Source organism: Agromyces laixinhei, assembly GCF_006337065.1.
Lineage (GTDB): Bacteria > Actinomycetota > Actinomycetes > Actinomycetales > Microbacteriaceae > Agromyces > Agromyces laixinhei.
On sequence record NZ_CP040872.1, the window covers coordinates 549,473 to 567,843 of the forward strand.

An 18,371-nucleotide genomic window follows, 5' to 3' on the forward strand; every position below is an offset into this window, starting at 1 on the left:
TGGCATCCACTATTCCATGATTGTGCATGTTTCTTCCTGGGAGCGTACTCAGGCGCGCGTGAGCTCCTCGCGAATACCCGCCACGAACGCGTCGATGTCGGCCTCGCTCGTGTCGAACGAGCACATCCAGCGCACCTCGCCGCGCGCGGCATCCCAGTCGTAGAAGCGGAACCCGCCGTCGCGGAGCCGGTCGGCGACGCCTGCCGGCAGCGTCGCGAACACGCCGTTCGACTGCGTCGGCTGCGAGAAGCCGAGACCCGGCAGCTCGCCGGCGGCGATGCCCGCGTCGAGCGCGTCGCGAAGGCGCCGTGCCATCGCGTTCGAGTGACGCGCGTTCTCGAGCCAGAGTTCGCCTTCATACAGCGCGATGAGCTGCACCGCGGTGAAACGCATCTTCGAGGCGAGCTGCATGTTGAGCTTGCGCAGGTACTTCAGGCCCACGGATGCCTCGGGGTTCAGCACCACGATCGCCTCGGCGCCGAGGGCGCCATTCTTCGTGCCGCCGACGCTCACGACGTCGACCCCGGCGTCGCGGGTGAACGCGCGGAGCGGGAGATCGAGCGATGCCGCCGCGTTGGCGAGGCGCGCGCCGTCCATGTGGAGCGTCATGCCGCGCTCGTGCACGTGGTCGGCGATCGTGCGCACCTCGTCGGCGGTGTAGGCCGTGCCGAGTTCGGTGGTCTGCGTGATCGAGACGACGAGCGGCTGGGCGCGATGCTCGTCGCCCCAGCCCCATGCCTCGCGGTCGATGAGCTCGGTCGTGAGCTTGCCGTCGGGAGCGGGAACCGTGAGCAGCTTCATGCCGCCGACGCGCTCGGGTGCGCCGCCCTCGTCGGCGTTGATGTGCGCGGTGCTCGCCGAGATCACGGCGCCCCAACGCGGCAGCATCGATTGCAGTGCGGTGACGTTCGCGCCCGTGCCGTTGAAGACGGGGAACGCCTCGACGCCTTCGCCGAAGTGCCGCGCGAAGACCCGCTGCAGGCGCTCGGTGTAGGCGTCTTCTCCGTAGGCGGCCTGGTGGCCGTCATTGGCGGTGGCGATCGCGGCGAGCACTTCGGGGTGCACACCCGAGTAGTTGTCGGAGGCGAAGCCGCGGACGGAGGTGTCGTGGAGCTGTTCGGTCACCGAACCATCCTCGCACCCCTCGCCGCGCACACCGCGATCAGCCGCGCAGCGCCTCTCCCCACGGCACCCGCGAGCCGGTCTTCAACAGCGAGTTGCGATACATCCGCTCGCCGATCCAGACCGCGAGTGCCGCGGTGGCGAGCAGGATCGCGAGCGATACGAACGGCTCCCACCACTGGGCGGTGCCGAGGAAGACCCGCATGGGCATGCCGACCGGCGCAGAGAACGGCACGTAGCTCATGATCGCGAGCACCGTCGGGTTGCTGTTGAAGAAGATCACCAGGAAGTACGGGATCATCACGAGCATCGTCACCGGCGTCGTGACCGAGCCGATGTCCTCCGCGCGCGAGACGAGCGCCGCGGTCGCCGCGAACAGCGCCGCGAGCATCACGAACCCGATCGCGAAGAACACGACGAACCAGATGACGGAGCTGCCGAGCCCGCCGAGCAGCACACGCTGCCCGGTGAGCAGGAGTCCGAGCGTCGCGAGCGCCGCGATCGCGACGATCTGCCCGAACGCGAGCACGCTGTTGCCGATGACCTTGCCCGTGAGCAGGGCACGCGCCGACACGGTCGAGAGCAGGATCTCGACGACCCTGGTCTGCTTCTCCTCCACGACCGATTGCGCGATCGTCGTGCCGAACGTGATCGCCGACATGAAGAACACGATGCCGAACCCGAACGCGACGAGGTAGGCGATCGTGGGATCGACCGCGCCCGGGTCGAGCAGCTCGACCGTCGGGGTCACCGAGAGCGCCGAGACCACCGAGGTCGGCGCCTGGTCGAGGCCGAAGACGACGATGCCGAGCGGTTGGGATGCCGCGGGCGCGACGATCGCCTCGACGTCGCCGTCGCGCAGCAACTGCTCCGCGGCATCCTGATCGGCAGCCGGCACGACGTCGAGTGCCGCGTTGCTCTCGACGACGTCGGTCGCGCCCGCGACCGCGGCGACCTTCGGCACGTCGGACTGGCTGCCGAAGATGCTGCCGAGCATGACCGAGGCGAGCACGGCGAGCATGAGCACGCCCGTCGAGATGAGGAACGCCTTGCTGCGCAACCGCATCGTGATCTCTCGCCCGGCGATGAGGGAGACGTTCTCGACGAAGCTCTGCGTGCGGCGTTCGCCGCTCGTCGAGCGGGTCGACGTGCGCGTGGCCGCTTCGGCGGGTTCGGGGTGCATGGTCTTGTCGCTCACAGCACGACCTCCTTGAAGATCTGGGCGAGCGTCGTGTGCTCGCGGGTGAAGCTGACGACCTCGCCGCGGGTGACGGCCTCGGCGAGCGCGGCCTGCCGCGCGGCATCCGTCTCTGCCTCGAAGCGGGCCCAGCCGCCGTCGAAGTCGGCGACGCGGATGCCGGGCTGCTGACGCAGCCAGCCCAGGTCGCCGGCGGTGAGCAGCTCCCATCGCTCGGAGCCGTGCTCGGCACGCAACTCGTCGCCGCTGCCCGAAGCAGCGATGCGGCCCGCTGCGATGATCACGAGGTCGTCGCAGAGTCGCTCGACGATGTCGAGCTGGTGCGAGGAGAAGAGCACCGGTGCGCCGGATGCCGCGGTATCTGCCAGCACGCCCTGCACCGTCTCGACGGCCATCGGGTCGAGGCCCGAGAACGGCTCGTCGAGAATGAGCACCTCGGGCCGGTGCACGAGCGCCGCCGCGATCTGGGCTCGCTGCTGGTTGCCGAGCGAGAGCGACTCGATCGTGTCGTTCGTGCGCTCGCCGAGACCCAGACGGTCGAGCAGCTCGAGGGCGTTGCGGTGTGCGGCGGCCGCGCTCCAGCCGTGCAGGCGTGCGAGGTAGACCGTCTGCTCGAGCACGCGCATCTTGGGGTACAGCCCGCGCTCTTCGGGCATGTAGCCGAAGTTGCGCCGGTCGACGGTCGTGAGCGGCCGGCCGCCGAGGGTGACGGTGCCGCCGTCGGATGCGAGCACCCCGAGGATGATGCGCATCGTCGTGGTCTTGCCGGCGCCGTTGCCGCCCACGAACCCGGTGAGCCGGCCATTGCCGACGGTGAAGCTCACGTGGTCGAGTGCGAGGCGCTCGCCGTAGCGTTTGGTGACATCGTGGAGTTCGAGCATGGGTTCAGGCTACGGATGACGCGTGGGCTGCGTCATCCGTCGCGCGACGGGTTGCCCGCATCCGCCGCGCGACGGAGGGTGCCGGATGTCGCCGGTGCCGGTTACGCTCGCAGCGTGAATGAGCGGGTCGACGGATCCGACGGCGGAGGGTCGCCCGAGACGGCGGCACCACCGACGACGCCCGAGCGAGCCGTGCCGCCGCCGCACGGCATGCGCACGTTCGTGCAGGTGCTCGCGAACACGATGATCGCGAACGTGACCACGAGCTTCCTCTGGTTCGCGCTCACGTTCTGGGTGTACCTCGAGACGCGGTCGGTGCTCGCCACGGGCATCATCGGCGGCGCCTACATGCTCTTCATCGCGGTCTTCTCGATCTTCTTCGGAACGATCGTCGACCGTCACCGCAAGCACCGGGTCATGATGCTGTCGAGCCTCGTGACGCTCGTCTCGTTCACGGTCGCCGGTGTGCTCTACGTCGTGCAGCCCGAGTCGGCGCTGCTCGACCTCGGCGGTCCGTGGTTCTGGTTGTTCTCGGGCATCATCCTGTTCGGCGCCGTCGTCGAGAACATGCGCAACATCGCCCTGTCGACGACCGTGACCCTGCTCGTTCCCGAAGAACGGCACGCGAACGCCAACGGCATGGTCGGCACAGTGCAGGGGCTCGCGTTCCTCGTCACGAGCGTGTTCAGCGGGCTGGCGATCGGCATGCTCGGCATGGGGTGGACGCTCGCGATCGCCATCGCGGCGACCCTGGTCGCGCTCGTGCACCTGCTCATGGTGCGCATTCCCGAGGCTCGCCCCGTCGCCGACCGCGACCATACTCCGGCGATCGACCTGCGCGGCAGCATCTCCGCCATCCGCGGCGCACCCGGGCTGTTCGCGCTCATCCTCTTCTCGACGTTCAACAACCTCATCGGCGGCGTCTACATCGCACTGATGGACCCGTACGGTCTCACGCTCTTCCCGGTCGAGGCATGGGGCATCGCGCTCGGCATCTCCTCCTCGGGCTTCATCATCGGCGGCATCGTGATCGCGAAGTGGGGTCTCGGGCGCAACCCGATCCGCACGATGCTGCTCGTCGTCGTCGGCATGGGGCTCCTCGGCGCCCTCTTCACCATCCGCGAATGGTGGGTGCTCTACGGGGTCGGCATCTGGATCTACATGGCGCTGATCCCTGCGGTGGAGGCGGCAGAGCAGACCGTCATCCAGAAGGTCGTGCCGTACCGCAGGCAGGGGCGGGTGTTCGGCTTCGCGCAGGCACTCGAGGCGGCGGCGGCGCCGATCACCGCGTTCCTGATCGCGCCGATCGCCGAGTTCTGGATCATCCCGTACATGGAGTCGGGCGCCGGTCAGGCGACGTGGGGGTGGGTGCTCGGCGATGGCGACGCACGCGGCATCGCCCTCGTGTTCCTGTTCAGCGGGTTGGTGCTCGTGGTGCTCGCCCTCGTCGCGTTCAGCACGCGCTCCTACCGGATGCTCTCGGCGGAGTTCCAGGGCGCCCCGTCGGATGCCGCCGACGAGAAGATCGCCGGTGGGACGCACGCTGATGCGACGCACGCTGATGCGACGCCCACTGATGAGGCATCCGTCGATCGCAGATGACCGGCCGGACTCAGCTCAGCAGGTAGGCCACGCCGAGGTGCCCGCTGGGGTGCGAGGCCACATGGTCGAGTTCGAGCGGTCGGTCGCCGAGGTCAGCAGGGGTGAACGGGCGCCCGGCGCCGATCAGCACCGGCACGACGCGCAGCCGCAGCACGTCTGCTCGACCGTGAGGCGGCCCATCAGCGCTGCCCTCCGTTGTCGAGCGGCGCGTCGGGTCCGCCCGCGCGTCGCCCGTCGAGCGGAGCGTCGAGGCGACCGTCGAGTCGCCCGTCGAGCACGTGGAAGGCACTCTCCCAGCCGTCGTAGACGTTCTCGTCGCCCGGCACTCCGGCGATGCCCACGAGGTGGAACGTCATCTCGGTGCGATCGCCGAGGTCGGCCAACGTCACGGTGATGAGCGGGGCGCCCTCGTCGTCGGGCATTCCCCACGTGAAGACGAGCCGTTCGGGCTCGACCACCTCGCGGTAGACGCCTGCTGTCGGGTACTCGGAACCGTCGGGTGCGATCATCGTGTAGCGATAGCGCCCGCCGGGGCGCACGTCGAGCTCCACGCTCTCACGCGGCGTCACGACGCCCTCCGGGTGCCACCACGCTGAGGCCTCGTCGGGGTCGGTCCACGCCCGCCAAATGACATCGCGGGGTGCGTCGAAGACGCGTGTGATCGTGAACTGCTTCGTTGCGGAAGCGGTCTGCTCAGGCATCCGTCGGTCCCTTCATCTCACGGAGTCGCTCGTCGAGCTGATCGAAGCGTGCGTTCCACTCGCCGCGATGGCGCTCGACCCAGGCGGACGCCTCGTCGAGCGGTTCGGTGCGGAGGGTGCAGGTGCGCCATTGGGCCGACGCTGTGCGCTCGATGAGCCCGGCGCGTTCGAGCACCTTGAGGTGCTGCGATATCGCCGGACGGCTCATCGCGAAGGGCTCGGCCAGTTCGCCGACCGTCGTCGACCCGCCGCGGAGCCGTGAGAGGATCTCGCGTCGGGTCGGGTCGGCGAGCGCTTGGAACACGAGGCTGAGCTCGTCGGGCCCCTGCTCCATGTAAGCAACTCCTTAATTAATGATTTGCTTACGTTACGCCGAACTCGCGTCTGCGTCAAGCGGCGAACGATGTCGGGAATGGTTCTGCGTGACACAAACCCGCCTTTGTGACATACGACACTCAGTGTCACCAAAGCCCGCGCGTCGCGCCTCGGCTGGACGTTGGCGGACGGCCTGGAGGGTTCGGGCACCCGTTCCTTGAGCAGCCGCCGCGGAATATCCCCTGGACTTGTCGCGGGCTGACCATCACGAGTTCCCTCCTTGGCGGCATCCTCATTGGTGCTCGTACGCCGCCGCGCACATCGCGCTGGCAGACAACGACACCGTGACGGCGAGGACCCTGGAAGCGATCCGGGTCACCAACGCAGCCCGGCGCAGCGCGATGAAGGCACGCACCGAGGTGATCGTGCAACTCAAGTCGCTGATCGTGACCGCACCCGAGCCGATCCGCGCCGAGTACCGCGACCCGCCCTTGGGCCGCTCGATCACGCGGCTGACCGACTCCCGCGCGCGTGCCGGCGACGACGAGATCGCCGCCCGCACCTGTACCGCGTTCAAGCGACTCGCCGCCCGCTACCAGCAGCTTGACGAGGAGATCGCCGCCTACGACACCGACCTCGCCCACCTCGTCGACGCAGTCAACCCGGGCCTCGTGCAGACCCATGGGATCAAGACGGTCACCGCCGCGCAACTGCTGATCACTGCGGACTGGCGGAACGACGATATTGCGGGCTGCGGTATAACCGCCCGAGACCATCACCCCGAATCGGGTGCGGAAGATGGCAAATCCTGCTGCTGCGCCCTGTGGGCTCGGCAGCACCATCGTGTTCCGGCGTTGCAACCATTCAGGCCGATCGGACATACATTCAGAGAGGCGGTTTCAACCGCCAGTAAGGAGGCACCATGGTTCATGCTCGACAACCGGCTAGCCACCAAGTGGCTGGTGCGCGCAGAAGAGTCTCGGTGTCGGCAGTCTTGGGTGCTGGGCTTGGGGTCGTGGCGGTCCTCACCATCCCTCTGGGGGCGGTCTCGTTCGCGGTTGGGGCTGCCGCGATCGCAGGAGGCTTGGTTTCAAGGGAGAAAATGCGGCATGACTGGGCGCTGCAAGGAGTGCCGCTCTCGATGATCGCGGTGCTTCTGGGTGGTGTGGCGATCTTCTTTACCGGACCTGGGCTGCTCCTGTGGCTCTCGCATGAAGTCCAGATGACTTGGCCCTTCTAGCCGACGCAACCAGTGCGGGGTTCGACCTGATAGGTCGAACCCCGCACTGCTCCCGTATTAGCTCAGTAGTCCGTGACCCAAGCCGAACCTGAGTTGACGCGGAGGGACAGGTACAGATCCTCGCTGGTCGAGCCGGCCCAACTCTCGTAGCGGCAGTGCTCGTCGCGACTGCAGGCAAGCTCCCGCTTTGGCTGCCTCGAACGATCGACACCGTGGGCGTCGCCACGCACCCACCGTAGTATGTCTGCGCCCGTGCGGTGTCCGCCCGGGTGATCTGCGCGCCCCCGGTGTATCGCGTGTAGTTGGCAATGAAACTGAGCGTGGCGTATCCAGACGCCTGACTCACTTCGCAGCCACTGTACGATACGAAACCACCACCGGAACTCACGCTGCAGCCGGAGATTCCTAGAGTGCCGATTGCCCCGAGCGCCGGTGTGGCCACCCCCTCCATTTCCATGACCAAGATCGACCCATCCTCGAATCGCTCGATGGTGGTCAGGCCGTCGTCTAGGCCACCCTCCCCGGAGAGACGTGCGAGTGCGAGCGAGGATTCGACGACCCCCGCGGCGACGGCGCCGGACCAGGCGATGACTGGAGAGTTTCATGGATGTCGGAGTGTTCATGGGGTCGACACTATGGATCCGCGCCGAAGCCTGGCATCACGTTGTGGAGCGATTTCGGACCCGTACCGCCGTAGGGCGCCGAGGAGCAGGTTGGCTGGAGGCTCGCCCAGCACGACGATCTGATCGGTGAGGGCGCCGATGACGAGGACGGTGGGAATTGTCAGTCCAACTGTGGAGACCACGGCGCCATGAGAGAGATTGCTGACACGCTGGATCTCGCCCTGGAGCGCTGCTCGGACCGACGTGATCGATTCGGCAAGAAGACGATCATGGCGATCAGAATGCCGGAAAGCGCCACCGGTGCTCCGGCGGCGCGATCCGCACGAGCACCTCGGCACGATGCTCGGCGATGACCTGGGTGATGCATCGTGCCCGCTCACCCGCCGTGGCAAGCGTATTTCACCCCAGCCCCGCCCGCAGAAATGGCCGGTGAAGGCACGTCAAACGCCACACCGTTCGCGCTGCCCCGCCTGAGCGGTGCCCGGAAAGTGTCACGACAAAGACGACTCGATTCACCCCGCGCATGTCCGTGAACATGACACCTGATGTCATCTCACTCCGATACCGACAAACGACACGGCGGATGCCCCAGGGCGCGGCCCCGGGGCATCCGTCATCGGTGCTCGGCGTGGATCAGCCGCAGGAGCGCGCTTCGTAGTCCGCCGTGAGTGTCGTCGTCGCATCAGCGCCGTTCACGGTTGCACTGGCTTCGAACGTGACCGTTCCGTCTGGCACGCTCGATGCGCGGGTGGTGAACGAGTGCACCGCGTTCTTGCCCGCCGAAACGCTCGCGAACGACTTCTCTCCGTACGTCGAGCTCACGAGAAGCGAGATCGGCACGGTCTCGCGGTTGGTCGCCTTGACCGTGACATACGCCTTCGAGCCCACGCACCGGGTCTCGGCGACGGCGTCGAACTGCACCTGCGGCGCCGCCACCTCGCACTTCGCCCAGATGTTCGCCCAGTCGCCGTGGTCCTGGCCGACCCCGCCCTGCGGGTCGAGCACGAGGTCGAGCCGGTCGACGCCCGTCACGTCGACGACCGCGCTGCCGGTGGCGCTCGCCGCCGTCATGACCGCAGGGGAGCGCCACAGCTCGCTGTCGTCGCCGCGAACGAGGAACAGGATGGAACCGCCCGCGGCGATCTCGTCGTCGATGCCGTAGTCGAAGGAGACCGCGTTGCACTTGCCGCCGAGCTCGAGCGAGATCGTCGATGCGGCGTGCGCGCCGAAGCCCTTCGGGTACTGCTTGCCGCCGAGCGAGATCGCTGCGCCGTCGCCGGCGGCGTCCTCGCCGTTCGACCGATCGATCTCGACCGGACCCCAGCCGTTCGTCGCCTGCGTCAACTCCGCGTCGGAGAGGAAGTACCCGCCCGCCACGAGGCTGACGTCGTTCGACGCGAGCACGGCTCCGTCGTCGGTCGAGAGCTCGAGATGCAGTTCGTCGAGGCCGCTGCGCCCCTGCGGGTCGAGCACGAGCTCGACCACCTGGGTGTCCCCGGGGGCCACGGTGACGCTCACCGGCGCTCCGGCGAAGGTCGCGAGGCCCGTGGCCGCGAGCGTGACCGTTCGCGCCTCGGCCCCGAGGTTCCGCACAGGAATGCTCGCGGTGATCGTGTCGAGCGGGCTCGCGACGCTGATGCGATCGAGCTCGATCGGTGCGAGCGGAGCGACGGCGTCCACGATGCCGGCCCGCACGGTCACCGCCTCGATCACGCGATCACCGTCGGCCGAGACGACGACGTCCGCCGTGAACCTCTCCCCTGGGGCACCGCTCACGGGCATCGTCACGGTCCACGTGCCGGTCGTGCCCGCTGCGATGGGTTCGTCGCCCTGATGCGAGGTGACGCTGGTCGCGCCGGGCACGTCGACCGTCACGCCGGTCAGCGGTTCCGTGCCCGCGGTGACCGTCACGTCGAAGGTGGCGATGCCGCCGGCAGCGACCACGCCGCCCTCGATCGACGCGTCGACATCGGCGCCGTCGGCGTTCGACAGCGCGGTGATCAGTGCGGCGCGGTGGTCGAGCATCGTCGCCCACGCCGCAGGCGTTGACGCGCCCGCAGGGTCGATACCGGCGAGGGCGGCCGCGACGACCGGGTGATCGGAGCCGAGCTCCGCCTTGGCGATGTCGAGCAGTTCGGCGTCGTCCTGCCCGTCGCGGAACAGCTCCCATCGGGTCGACGAGACCGGGCCGTCCTCGCCCGGATAGATGATGTACTCGTCACCCTGGCCGTAGCGGAAGCTCGGGTCGGCGTACACATCCTCGGGCCATGAGTTGTACGTCCACCGCAGGTAGCCGTCGAGGTCGCGCTGCTCGACGACCCAGCCCAGCGTGCGGGTGTTGTACGGGGGCGTGGGCACCACGGTGTTCGGCACCGTCGGCTCGTTCCAGGTGTAGAAGAGCGTGGGCTTGTCGGCGGCGCGGCGCTCGTCGATGAGCGATTGCGGCACGTCGTCGAGGAAGCTCACGTTGAACGAGATCGCCTCGGCGATGTCCGCTTCGGCGAGCGAGTTGGCTGCGAGCGCGATCTTGTCGCGCCACTCGGGGCTCACCGTGTCGAGCACCGCGAAGGCGGCGTTCATGCGTGCGAGCGGCTGCTCGTCGAAGGCGAGTCGCGTGTCATCGAACCAGCCCTTCGCCTGCAGGTGCTCGGTGAACGCCGTGAGAAAGGCCTCCCACGCCTCGTTGTAGCGGGCATCGCCGACGACGACCGTCTCATCGACCCGCTCACCCGTGCGCGTGTCGGTGTAGGTGATGCGGTCGTAGTTCCGGAACTGCAGCATGGCGAAGACATGGATGTCGTTGCCGACCCCCGCGGCGCGGGCGTCGGTGACGAGGCGGTCGAAGACCGCGAAGTCGAAGCCGAACTCCGTGCCGTCCCAGGTCCAATCGACCGTCGAACGGTACGGGCTCCACGTCTGCGCGCGGATCTGGCCCTCGTGCTCCACGAGCCACGGGTCCTCGGTGATCGCGAGGTTCACGACGTCTTGGCCGGCCGCGGCGAGGTCTTCCCAGTACGGTTCGAGCGCCGCGAAGTGCTCTTCGCTCCACGGCTCGAGTCCGAGCTGGTCGGCGACGGCGTCGGGGTGCGACCAGAGGTCGAGCACGAACGGGCGGTCCGCGACCGGGCGGAGCGCGGTCTCGGGCACGACGACGCGCAGGGTGCGCTCGGCGATCGCTCCCGCAGCGCTCGACACCGCGACATCCGCTTCGTAGACGCCCGGCTCAGTGCCGGTCGGCACCTCGACCGTGAACCAGACCGGCTGGTTCCTTCCTGCAGGAACGTCGACCGAGCCGACCTCCTGCAGGGGGTCGGCGATGAGCCCGCCCTCGACCTGGTTCTCGATGTACTCGGGGTAGCGCACCGTGACGGCGCCTTCGATGCTCGCCGAGCCGCCGCCCTCGCCCACCTCGGTGAGCGTGGACACCGTCACGGCGAGGTCATCGACGTCATCGCCGGCGGTGACGGCGAGCTGTGCGCTCGCGCGCCCGTTCGGCGGAACCTGCAGTGTCAGCGGCTGGTCAGCGCCCGCGGCGGTTCCGGCCGCCCCGACGCGAGGCACGCGTGCGAACGAGGAGGTCGCGAACTCGCCCGATGGGACCGTCACGGAGGCGCCGCCCTCCTCGACGAGTCCTTCGGTCAGGTCGACGGGGAACAGGCGGGCGTTCGCCTCGATGGTCCGTCCGGCAGCCTGCGCGGTGGCGCGGTAGTTCGTCGACCACGCGCCGGCACCCATGTCGGCCGCGGTGATCGTATGGTTCGGCGAGTTGTTGCGGCAGACGTAGCTCACGCCCGGCGCGAGCGACGAGAAGTTGCAGGCAGCACCGCCCGCGGGTTCGACGAGCCGGATGTTCGTCAGCGTCACGTTGCCGGTGTTGACCACTTCGAGCCACGGCTGGATGCGGTCGCCGATCAGGCCGTCGGCGCCGCCCGTGTAGATGGCGTCGAGCACCGGGCGGAGCTCGAGCGCGGGCGCAGGCACGAGACCGGACGCCTGCACGCTGAGGGCGGCGTCGACGAACGAGGTGCCGCTCGCGGCACGGTATTCGAGTCGCACCGTGTGCGTGCGCGTGTCGGCGGTCGCCGGCGGCGTCAGGGGCACGGCCACGGTCGCGGATTCGCCCGCGGCGAGCGCGGGGACCTCGACTCCGGCACCGCTCCACGTCGAGTCGTCGGACAGCGCGATGGCGGCGGCGGGGAGCTCTGCTCCGCTCTGGTTCGCGACCGTGACCTGCACGGTGGCCTGCTGACCGGCGGTGAAGGTCGGCGGCGTCGCCACGCTGAGAGAGGCGCAGGCGCCGCCGAGCCAGTCGAAGTCGAAGCTCGTGTACGAGATGTGCCGGTAGCCCTCGCGCTCGTAGAGCAGGCCGTACGATCCGCCGAGCTCGCCGTCATCGCCGGGAAGGGGGGTGAGGGTCGAGTAGGCGGATGCCCCGGACTGCACGACCTTCTCGACCGGCCAGGTGGCGCCGCTGTCGCAGCTCATGCGAACCGTGAGGTTGCGGCGTACGTTCTGGTTGGCGGTGTTCGAATGCAGGAGGATCTGCGCGCGCGGGTCATCGGCGGGCGCATCGGGGAACGCGCGGATCACCGAGCCGTTGTTCGCGGGGTCGGGCAGTTCGCGATCCTGCGTGAACGCCGAGTAGGTCTCGCCGCCGTCGGTCGATTTCGCCGTCAACCGGTAAGGGGCGGCACGCGAGACGAGCAGCACGCTGCCGTCGGCGAGCTCGGCGACCTTGTTCTCGTCGGCACCCGGGCCGACCGGCTCCGAGGTGTTCCACGTCTCACCGTGGTCGTCGGAGTATGCGGAGACCGCGAAGTTGGCGCCGCCGATGCGCACCGTGTACTGCTGGATCAGTCGCCCGGCGTGCTCGCCGGTGCGGAGCTGGATGCCCTCGCCGCTCGCGGCGAACATGCCGGCCCAGTTCGTGCGGTCGCCCTTCAGCTCGCGCGTGATGCGGTGGTGCTCCCAGGTCGCGCCGTCGTCGCGTGACACCGAGTAGTCGGCGTGCAGCACGTTCGGGTCGTTCGGGTCGCTGCCCGTCGTGGAGCTCGCGAACCCGGCGTTGATCGAAGCGGCGTAGAACACGAAGATGTCGTCGGTCTCGCGGTCGACGACCACCGACGGGTCGCCGTAGCCGTTCGGCGCAGCGTCTTGGCGGATGACCTGCTGCTCCTGCCAGGTCGCGCCGCCGTCGGTCGAGCGGCGCATGAGCAGCGCGATGTTCGACGGGAGGTCGTTCATCGTCGGCCGGCCGTCGAAGATCGCGAGCAGGTCGCCGTTCGGGGCGGAGGTGAGCGACGGGATGCGGTAACGCAGCCAATCGCCCTCGCCTCGGCTGGCGATGTCGGCCAGCTCGAGGTCGGGGTCGAGGCCGTCGGCGGGCGCTGCGCTCAGCGCACTCGACGCGGCCGACGGTGTCTCGGTCGTGGCCTGCACCGGCGCGGCAGTGGCCGGCGAGCCGACCACCAGCAATCCGGCCACGAGCGAGAGGCTGGCGGCAACCGCCAGCGCGGGTCGATGCAGCATGGGGAGATCTCCTTCGATCGGCGACTGCCGCGGGGCATCACCGTGCGATTCCCCAGTTCGTGTCCGCTCACGGTAGTCGGACATCAGACGTCGCACAAGGGTCCGTTCGGAGTATGACGCTCCGAGCGCGAGCCGCGCCCCCGATTTCGACTCGGGGTCGCCGCAGTAGGCTGGAATCCGTGTTCCGCACCATGCTGAAGTCGAAGATCCACCGCGCAACCGTCACGCACGCCGACCTCCATTACGTCGGCTCCGTCACGATCGACCGCAACCTCATGGATGCCGCCGAGCTCCTCCCCGGCGAGCAGGTCTCCATCGTCGACGTGACGAACGGCGCGCGGCTCGAGACCTACGTGATCGAGGGCGAGCGGGGCTCGGGCGTGGTCGGCATCAACGGTGCCGCGGCCCACCTCGTGCACGAGGGCGACCTCGTCATCCTCATCTCCTACGCGCAGTTCGAGGATGCGGCGGCGCGCGCATTCGAGCCGCACATCGTGCACGTCGACCACGAGAACCGCATCGTCGCCCTCGGCCATGACGCCGCCGAGCCCGGCGAGACCGGCGCGCGGCGCTCGCCGCACGCAGCCGCCTGACGGGCGGCAGGTGCCGCGGCGTCCGTCGCGTTCATGCGTGGATCAGCCGCGAGGCCGCACCACCCCGTGCTCGTAGGCGTACACGACCGCATGCACCCGGTCGCGCAGGCCGAGCTTCATGAGCACCTTGGAGACGTGCGTCTTGACGGTGGACTCGCCGACCCAGAGCCGCTCCGCGATCTCGGCGTTCGAGATGCCCGCCGCGAGGTGCTCGAGCACCTCGCGCTCGCGTTCGGTGAGCGAGTCGAGTTCGACGGTGTCGTCGATACGATCGCCGGCGATCGCCGCTCGGTCGGCTGTGCGATGGCCGCCCGCTGCCCGGCCGGCAGCTGCTCGGCCGGCGGACGCGCCCGTGGCGGCCTCGATGACGCGCCGCGTGACATCCGGAGACAACAGGGCGTCGCCGCGGGCGACGACCTGCACCGCCTCGATGAGCTGTTCGGGGCTCGAGTTCTTCAGCAGGAACCCGCTCGCGCCGGCCTCGAGCGCGGCGAACAGGTAGTCCTCGCGATTGAACGTCGTGAGCACGAGCACCGCGGCGTCGGCGGCCTCGTCGGCGGTGATGCGCCGGGTCGCCTCGAGTCCGTCCATGCCGGGCATCTGCACGTCCATGCAGACCACGTCGGGGGCGAGCGCAGCCACCGCGGCGATCGCCTCTTCGCCGTTCGCGGCCTCGCCGATGACCTCGATGCCCTCCTCCGAATCGAGGATCGTGCGGAACCCGCCCCGCACGAGCGACTGGTCGTCGACCACGAGCACGCGGATGTTCATGCGGGCACCTCCTCGACGCGGCGCAGTGGGAACCGGGCGCGCACGAGGTAACCCCCGCGCGTCCGCGGCCCCAGTTCGAGGTGTCCGCCGGCCGCGGCGACCCGCTCCCGCATGCCCAGCTGCCCGAGGCCCGGGTCCGTGGCATCCGCTGTCGAACCGGGCCGGGGGCGGCGTACCGCACCGGTGTTCGTCACTTCGACTTCGACCGTGCGCTCGTCCCAGCGCACCCGCACCTCGGCCGTCGCAGCGGCGCCCGCATGCTTGCGCACATTCGTGAGCGCCTCCTGCACGATGCGGTAGGCGCTCAGGTCGACGACGGCGGAGACGGGCACCGCGTCGCCCACGATCGCGAGCGTCGTCGGCAACCCGCTGGCCGCAGCTTCGGTGACGAGCTCGCCGATGCGCTCGATGCCCCGAGTCGAGGTGCTCGTCGTCGTGCTCGTCGCGGCCTCGGCGTCGCTGCGCAGCGTGCCGAGCAGCCCGTGCAGTTCGTCGACGGCGTCGCGCGCGCTCTCCTCGATCGACGAGAGGGCGGTCGAGGCGGCGCCGGGGTCCTTGGCGAGCACGCGCCTGGCCGCGCCCGCCTGCACCCCGATCACCGAGACGTGGTGGGCGACGACGTCGTGCAGTTCGCGGGCGATGCGCAGTCGCTCGATCGCGACGGCGTGTGCGCGTGCGCGTTCCCGTTCGGCGGCGAGTTCGGCGGTGCGCTGCTCGAGTTCGGCGCGCGACCTCGCCGAACGGTACGCGCGGTCGCCGAAATACCACGCACCGCCGAAGTAGAGGAGGTTCGTGAGCACGTTGATGAGGCCGAATGCGAGATACGGCGAGACCAGTCCGTCGCGTGAGAAGTCGGGCAGGAAGTCCTGCATGGCCGAGTAGTAGATCTGGTTCCACAAGAGCCAGGCGAACATCACGACGACGATGACGCCGCGCACGATCGTCGCCCAGCGCCGGCTGCGCCCCCACGCGCCGACCGTGTAGATCGCGACGAACAGGCAGATGTTGCCGATGAGCCCGTCGGCGACCTCGGCGACGGCGCCCACGATGAACGCGGCGGAAGCCACGACCGCCACGATCTCCGGCTGGATGCGCCGAGCCGCGAGCGGCAGGCTCATCGCCGCGATCCAGATCGCAGAGCCCCACCACGGAGCACCCTCGCCCCAGCCCGTGATGCGGTACAGCGCCGAACTGGCGGCGAGGCCGACCGCGAGCACGAGGGCCAGCACGACGTCGTTCCGGTGGGCGCGACGCCCGGGCCGCGGGCGCACCCATTCGACGCCGTCGACGACGGGCGGAGGTGCGGCGGAGGTCATGCCCCCAACGCTAGCGATCGCGGCACCCGAGCGGATCCGCCGCCCGAGGGAGATGCCGGGCGCGACCACGCGGATGCCGCGGCTCAGGCCTTCGCCTTCTTCGCCTTCTCCTTCAGGAAGATGAGCGGCAGGAGCCATGTGCCGAGCGCCGTGATGATCCAGACGATGAGGGTCGCGAGGATCCACGTCACCACCCCGCTGATCGTGATGCCGCCCGGGAAGAGCGAGGCGATGAGGAGCGCGACGAACGTCGAGACGAGACCGATGCCGCCGAGGATCGCCGAGGCATGCTGGCGTGCCAGGTTGAAGATGAAGGGACTGAGCACGGCCTGCGCGATCGCGAAGACGAGGATCGCGACGATGAATCCGCCCCACTCGATACGGAATTCGGGCAGGATCCACGAGGCGACGAGCAGGCCGAGAGCGGCGGTCACGAGAGAGATCGCCGTGCGGATCAGGAAGCGGATCATGTCGTGATCGTAGCTGCGTAACGCATGGCGTGCCCAGCACCGCGCCGCAGCGGCATCCGCTGCTCTGCTGCAGGGAAGCCGGATGTGGCGGCCCGGTCGTGAAGCGAGCAGGATACGCACATGGCCGAACGCGCGATGCGCGACGAGACAGCGCCGAACCCGGCAGCGCGCAGGGTGCAGACGGTGTATTTCACGCTGCTGATCGGCAACACGCTGGCCGCCTCGTTCATCTGGGGCGTCAACACGCTCTTCCTGCTCGATGCCGGCCTCTCGAACTTCGAGGCGTTCGCCGCCAACGCCTTCTTCTCGGTTGGAATGGTGATCTTCGAGGTGCCCACCGGGGTCATCGCCGACACACTCGGCCGCCGGGTCTCCTACCTGCTCGGCACCATCACCCTCGCCGTCACGACCGCGCTGTACTACCTGCTCTGGGTGGGGCATTCGCCGTTCTGGATGTGGGCGATCGTCTCGGTGCTGCTCGGGCTCGGATTCACGTTCTTCTCGGGCGCCGTCGAGGCCTGGCTCGTCGACGCGCTCGCCGCGACCGGCTACACCGGCGGCCTCGAGCGCGTGTTCGGTCGCGGCCTCGCCCTCACGGGCGCGGCGATGTTCATCGGCTCGATCGCGGGCGGCGTGGTCGCGCAGGCCACGAACCTCGGCGTGCCGTTCGTCATCCGCGCGGGCATCCTCGTCGTCATGTTCATCGTGGCCGCCTTCGTGATGCACGACCTCGGGTTCACGCCCGCCGGGCGGGCACACCCGATCGAGGCGACCAAGCAGGTCTTCAGCGCGTCGGTGAAGTACGGACTCGGCCGGCGGCCCGTGCGGTACGTCATGTTCGCGTCGTTCTTCACGACGGGCGTCGGCTTCTACGTCTTCTACGCGCTGCAGCCCTACCTCGTCGAACTCTGGGGCGACCCGGGCGCCTACTCGATCGCGGGTCTCGCGGCGGCGATCCTCTCGGGCGCGCAGGTGATCGGCGGTCTCGCGGCACCCTGGCTGCGGCGGCGATTCGCGAAGCGCACGACGACGATCATCCTGAGCCTCGTCGTCTCGAGCCTCGTGCTGCTCGCCCTCGGGGTGAATCAGAACTTCTGGGTCGCGATCGTGCTGCTGACGCTCTGGGGACTCGTCGATGCCGCGGCGGGCCCCGTGCAGCAGGCGTACCTGAACGACATGATCCCGTCGCAACAGCGCGCGACGGTGCTCTCGTTCGACTCGCTCCTCGGCAGCTCGGGCGGGGCCGTGATCCAGCCCGTGCTCGGCCGGTCGGCCGACGTCTGGGGCTACCCCGGATCGCTGCTCGTCAGCGGCGGCATCCAGGCGCTCGCCGTGCCGTTCCTGTGGCTGAGCCGCAAGCAGGGTTCGCCGGCGGATGTCGCGACGAACGAGTCGCCCGTGACGCCCGAGTCGCCCGACGGGCGGGCCGAACTGGGGTAGCGGAGGCGCGATGCGGCGCCTCGGACACCGGTGTGTACCATGGAGTGGACACGCCCGAACGGCCGAGCGGTCGTTCCCGAGTTGCACGGGAGGTGACCGATGCGCAAGAAGATCGTACTCTTCAGTGCCACCGTCGCCGCCCTCTTCGTCGGGTCGGTCTTCATCGGCGTCGCTGCCGCAACGACCGGTGCGCCGGTGCTCTACGACGCGCGCTCGCCGCAGCCTGTCGCTCCGAGCCCCGGCGGGTACGACGTCGACGCCGGAGAGGCGAACGGCGCCGAAGCACAACCTGACGTCGACGGCGCCGAGACGGGCGACTCCCCGCTGCCGAGCCCGAAGCCGCCGAAGGCGACGCCGGCTCCGCAACCGCCGGCTCAGCAACCGCCCGCTCCGACGCCGGCCCCCACGACTCCGCCGCCCGCCGACCCGATGCCCACGCCCGAGGAGCAGCAGGCGTGGCTCGGCTTCCAGCAGCTCGTGCGCGCGTGCATGGTCGATGCCGGCCATGAGTACCTCGAGTGGGAATGGTGGACCACCGAGCCCCGCGACCCGACCTCGACCGCTCCGGCG

General features: G+C 69.1%; 14 protein-coding genes and 1 pseudogene. 4 read left to right on the plus strand and 11 right to left on the minus strand.

The window, feature by feature from the left end:
- Positions 1–48: 48 nt before the first annotated feature.
- From FHG54_RS02620 to FHG54_RS02630, 3 genes are read right to left on the minus strand one after another with little or no spacing between them, the layout of a single operon-like run.
- Positions 49–1,125 (minus strand): threonine aldolase family protein, encoded by a 1,077-nt coding sequence (locus tag FHG54_RS02620; RefSeq protein ID WP_139415848.1) that lies wholly within the window; start codon positions 1,123–1,125, stop codon positions 49–51.
- Between the two features lie 37 nt (positions 1,126–1,162).
- On the minus strand, positions 1,163–2,305 hold the full coding sequence (locus FHG54_RS02625; RefSeq protein WP_139418263.1) for an ABC transporter permease: 1,143 nt from the start codon (positions 2,303–2,305) through the stop codon (positions 1,163–1,165).
- A gap of 11 nt (positions 2,306–2,316) precedes the next feature.
- Complete coding sequence (locus FHG54_RS02630) at positions 2,317–3,201, minus strand: ABC transporter ATP-binding protein (RefSeq protein ID WP_139415849.1); 885 nt, start codon at positions 3,199–3,201, stop codon at positions 2,317–2,319.
- Between the two features lie 210 nt (positions 3,202–3,411).
- Between FHG54_RS02630 and FHG54_RS02635 the strand changes: the two genes are divergently transcribed.
- The gene (locus FHG54_RS02635; RefSeq protein WP_139418264.1) at positions 3,412–4,803 is read left to right on the plus strand and encodes an MFS transporter; all 1,392 of its coding nucleotides are present in this window, start codon (positions 3,412–3,414) and stop codon (positions 4,801–4,803) included.
- A gap of 10 nt (positions 4,804–4,813) precedes the next feature.
- Here the strand turns inward: FHG54_RS02635 and FHG54_RS16240 are convergent, their stop codons facing one another.
- From FHG54_RS16240 to FHG54_RS02645, 3 genes are read right to left on the minus strand one after another with little or no spacing between them, the layout of a single operon-like run.
- Positions 4,814–4,957: a hypothetical protein gene (locus FHG54_RS16240; RefSeq protein ID WP_157006661.1), complete on the minus strand. Its 144-nt coding sequence runs from the start codon at positions 4,955–4,957 to the stop codon at positions 4,814–4,816.
- A gap of 25 nt (positions 4,958–4,982) precedes the next feature.
- Entirely contained in the window at positions 4,983–5,504 is a 522-nt protein-coding gene (locus FHG54_RS02640; RefSeq protein WP_139415850.1) for an SRPBCC family protein, read from the minus strand.
- Positions 5,497–5,838: an ArsR/SmtB family transcription factor gene (locus tag FHG54_RS02645; protein ID WP_139415851.1), complete on the minus strand. Its 342-nt coding sequence runs from the start codon at positions 5,836–5,838 to the stop codon at positions 5,497–5,499. Before FHG54_RS02645 ends, FHG54_RS02640 begins: the two co-directional genes overlap by 8 nt.
- Before the next feature lie 325 nt (positions 5,839–6,163).
- On the opposite strand from FHG54_RS02645, the gene FHG54_RS02650 reads away from it, so the two are divergent.
- Entirely contained in the window at positions 6,164–6,964 is an 801-nt protein-coding gene (locus tag FHG54_RS02650; RefSeq protein WP_139415852.1) for a hypothetical protein, read from the plus strand.
- Between the two features lie 798 nt (positions 6,965–7,762).
- Here the strand turns inward: FHG54_RS02650 and FHG54_RS16640 are convergent.
- Positions 7,763–7,989, minus strand: a pseudogene (locus tag FHG54_RS16640) (calcium:proton antiporter); the annotation flags it as partial.
- A gap of 326 nt (positions 7,990–8,315) precedes the next feature.
- Complete coding sequence (locus FHG54_RS02660) at positions 8,316–13,211, minus strand: glycoside hydrolase domain-containing protein (protein WP_210415459.1); 4,896 nt, start codon at positions 13,209–13,211, stop codon at positions 8,316–8,318.
- 179 nt (positions 13,212–13,390) lie between these two features.
- Between FHG54_RS02660 and panD the strand changes: the two genes are divergently transcribed.
- The gene (gene panD / locus FHG54_RS02665) at positions 13,391–13,804 is read left to right on the plus strand and encodes an aspartate 1-decarboxylase (RefSeq protein WP_139415853.1); all 414 of its coding nucleotides are present in this window, start codon (positions 13,391–13,393) and stop codon (positions 13,802–13,804) included.
- Positions 13,805–13,846: 42 nt separating this feature from the next.
- Here panD and FHG54_RS02670 read toward each other — a convergent pair whose 3' ends face one another.
- The 3 genes from FHG54_RS02670 to FHG54_RS02680 all read right to left on the minus strand — a co-directional run bounded on the left by FHG54_RS02670 (position 13,847) and on the right by FHG54_RS02680 (position 16,361).
- On the minus strand, positions 13,847–14,575 hold the full coding sequence (locus tag FHG54_RS02670) for a response regulator (protein ID WP_139415854.1): 729 nt from the start codon (positions 14,573–14,575) through the stop codon (positions 13,847–13,849).
- Positions 14,572–15,891: a sensor histidine kinase gene (locus tag FHG54_RS02675; protein WP_139415855.1), complete on the minus strand. Its 1,320-nt coding sequence runs from the start codon at positions 15,889–15,891 to the stop codon at positions 14,572–14,574. The genes FHG54_RS02670 and FHG54_RS02675 overlap by 4 nt, the downstream gene beginning before the upstream one ends.
- 83 nt (positions 15,892–15,974) lie before the next feature.
- Positions 15,975–16,361: a phage holin family protein gene (locus FHG54_RS02680; protein ID WP_139415856.1), complete on the minus strand. Its 387-nt coding sequence runs from the start codon at positions 16,359–16,361 to the stop codon at positions 15,975–15,977.
- Between the two features lie 120 nt (positions 16,362–16,481).
- Here FHG54_RS02680 and FHG54_RS02685 point away from each other — a divergent pair, with 120 nt between their 5' ends.
- Positions 16,482–17,801 (plus strand): MFS transporter, encoded by a 1,320-nt coding sequence (locus FHG54_RS02685; RefSeq protein WP_233437849.1) that lies wholly within the window; start codon positions 16,482–16,484, stop codon positions 17,799–17,801.
- Positions 17,802–18,371: the final 570 nt, after the last annotated feature.

Excerpts from the sequence above, each read along its gene's own strand:
- FHG54_RS02635 (WP_139418264.1), top strand. The coding sequence starts at position 3,412 with ATGCGCACGTTCGTGCAGGTGCTCGCGAACACGATGATCGCGAACGTG.
- FHG54_RS02685 (WP_233437849.1), top strand. The coding sequence starts at position 16,482 with ATGGCCGAACGCGCGATGCGCGACGAGACAGCGCCGAACCCGGCAGCG.
- FHG54_RS02680 (WP_139415856.1), bottom strand. The coding sequence starts at position 16,361 with ATGATCCGCTTCCTGATCCGCACGGCGATCTCTCTCGTGACCGCCGCT.
- FHG54_RS02675 (WP_139415855.1), bottom strand. The coding sequence starts at position 15,891 with ATGACCTCCGCCGCACCTCCGCCCGTCGTCGACGGCGTCGAATGGGTG.
- FHG54_RS02640 (WP_139415850.1), bottom strand. The coding sequence starts at position 5,504 with ATGCCTGAGCAGACCGCTTCCGCAACGAAGCAGTTCACGATCACACGC.
- FHG54_RS02670 (WP_139415854.1), bottom strand. The coding sequence starts at position 14,575 with ATGAACATCCGCGTGCTCGTGGTCGACGACCAGTCGCTCGTGCGGGGC.
- FHG54_RS02625 (WP_139418263.1), bottom strand. The coding sequence starts at position 2,305 with ATGCACCCCGAACCCGCCGAAGCGGCCACGCGCACGTCGACCCGCTCG.
- FHG54_RS02660 (WP_210415459.1), bottom strand. The coding sequence starts at position 13,211 with ATGCTGCATCGACCCGCGCTGGCGGTTGCCGCCAGCCTCTCGCTCGTG.
- FHG54_RS02645 (WP_139415851.1), bottom strand. The coding sequence starts at position 5,838 with ATGGAGCAGGGGCCCGACGAGCTCAGCCTCGTGTTCCAAGCGCTCGCC.
- FHG54_RS02630 (WP_139415849.1), bottom strand. The coding sequence starts at position 3,201 with ATGCTCGAACTCCACGATGTCACCAAACGCTACGGCGAGCGCCTCGCA.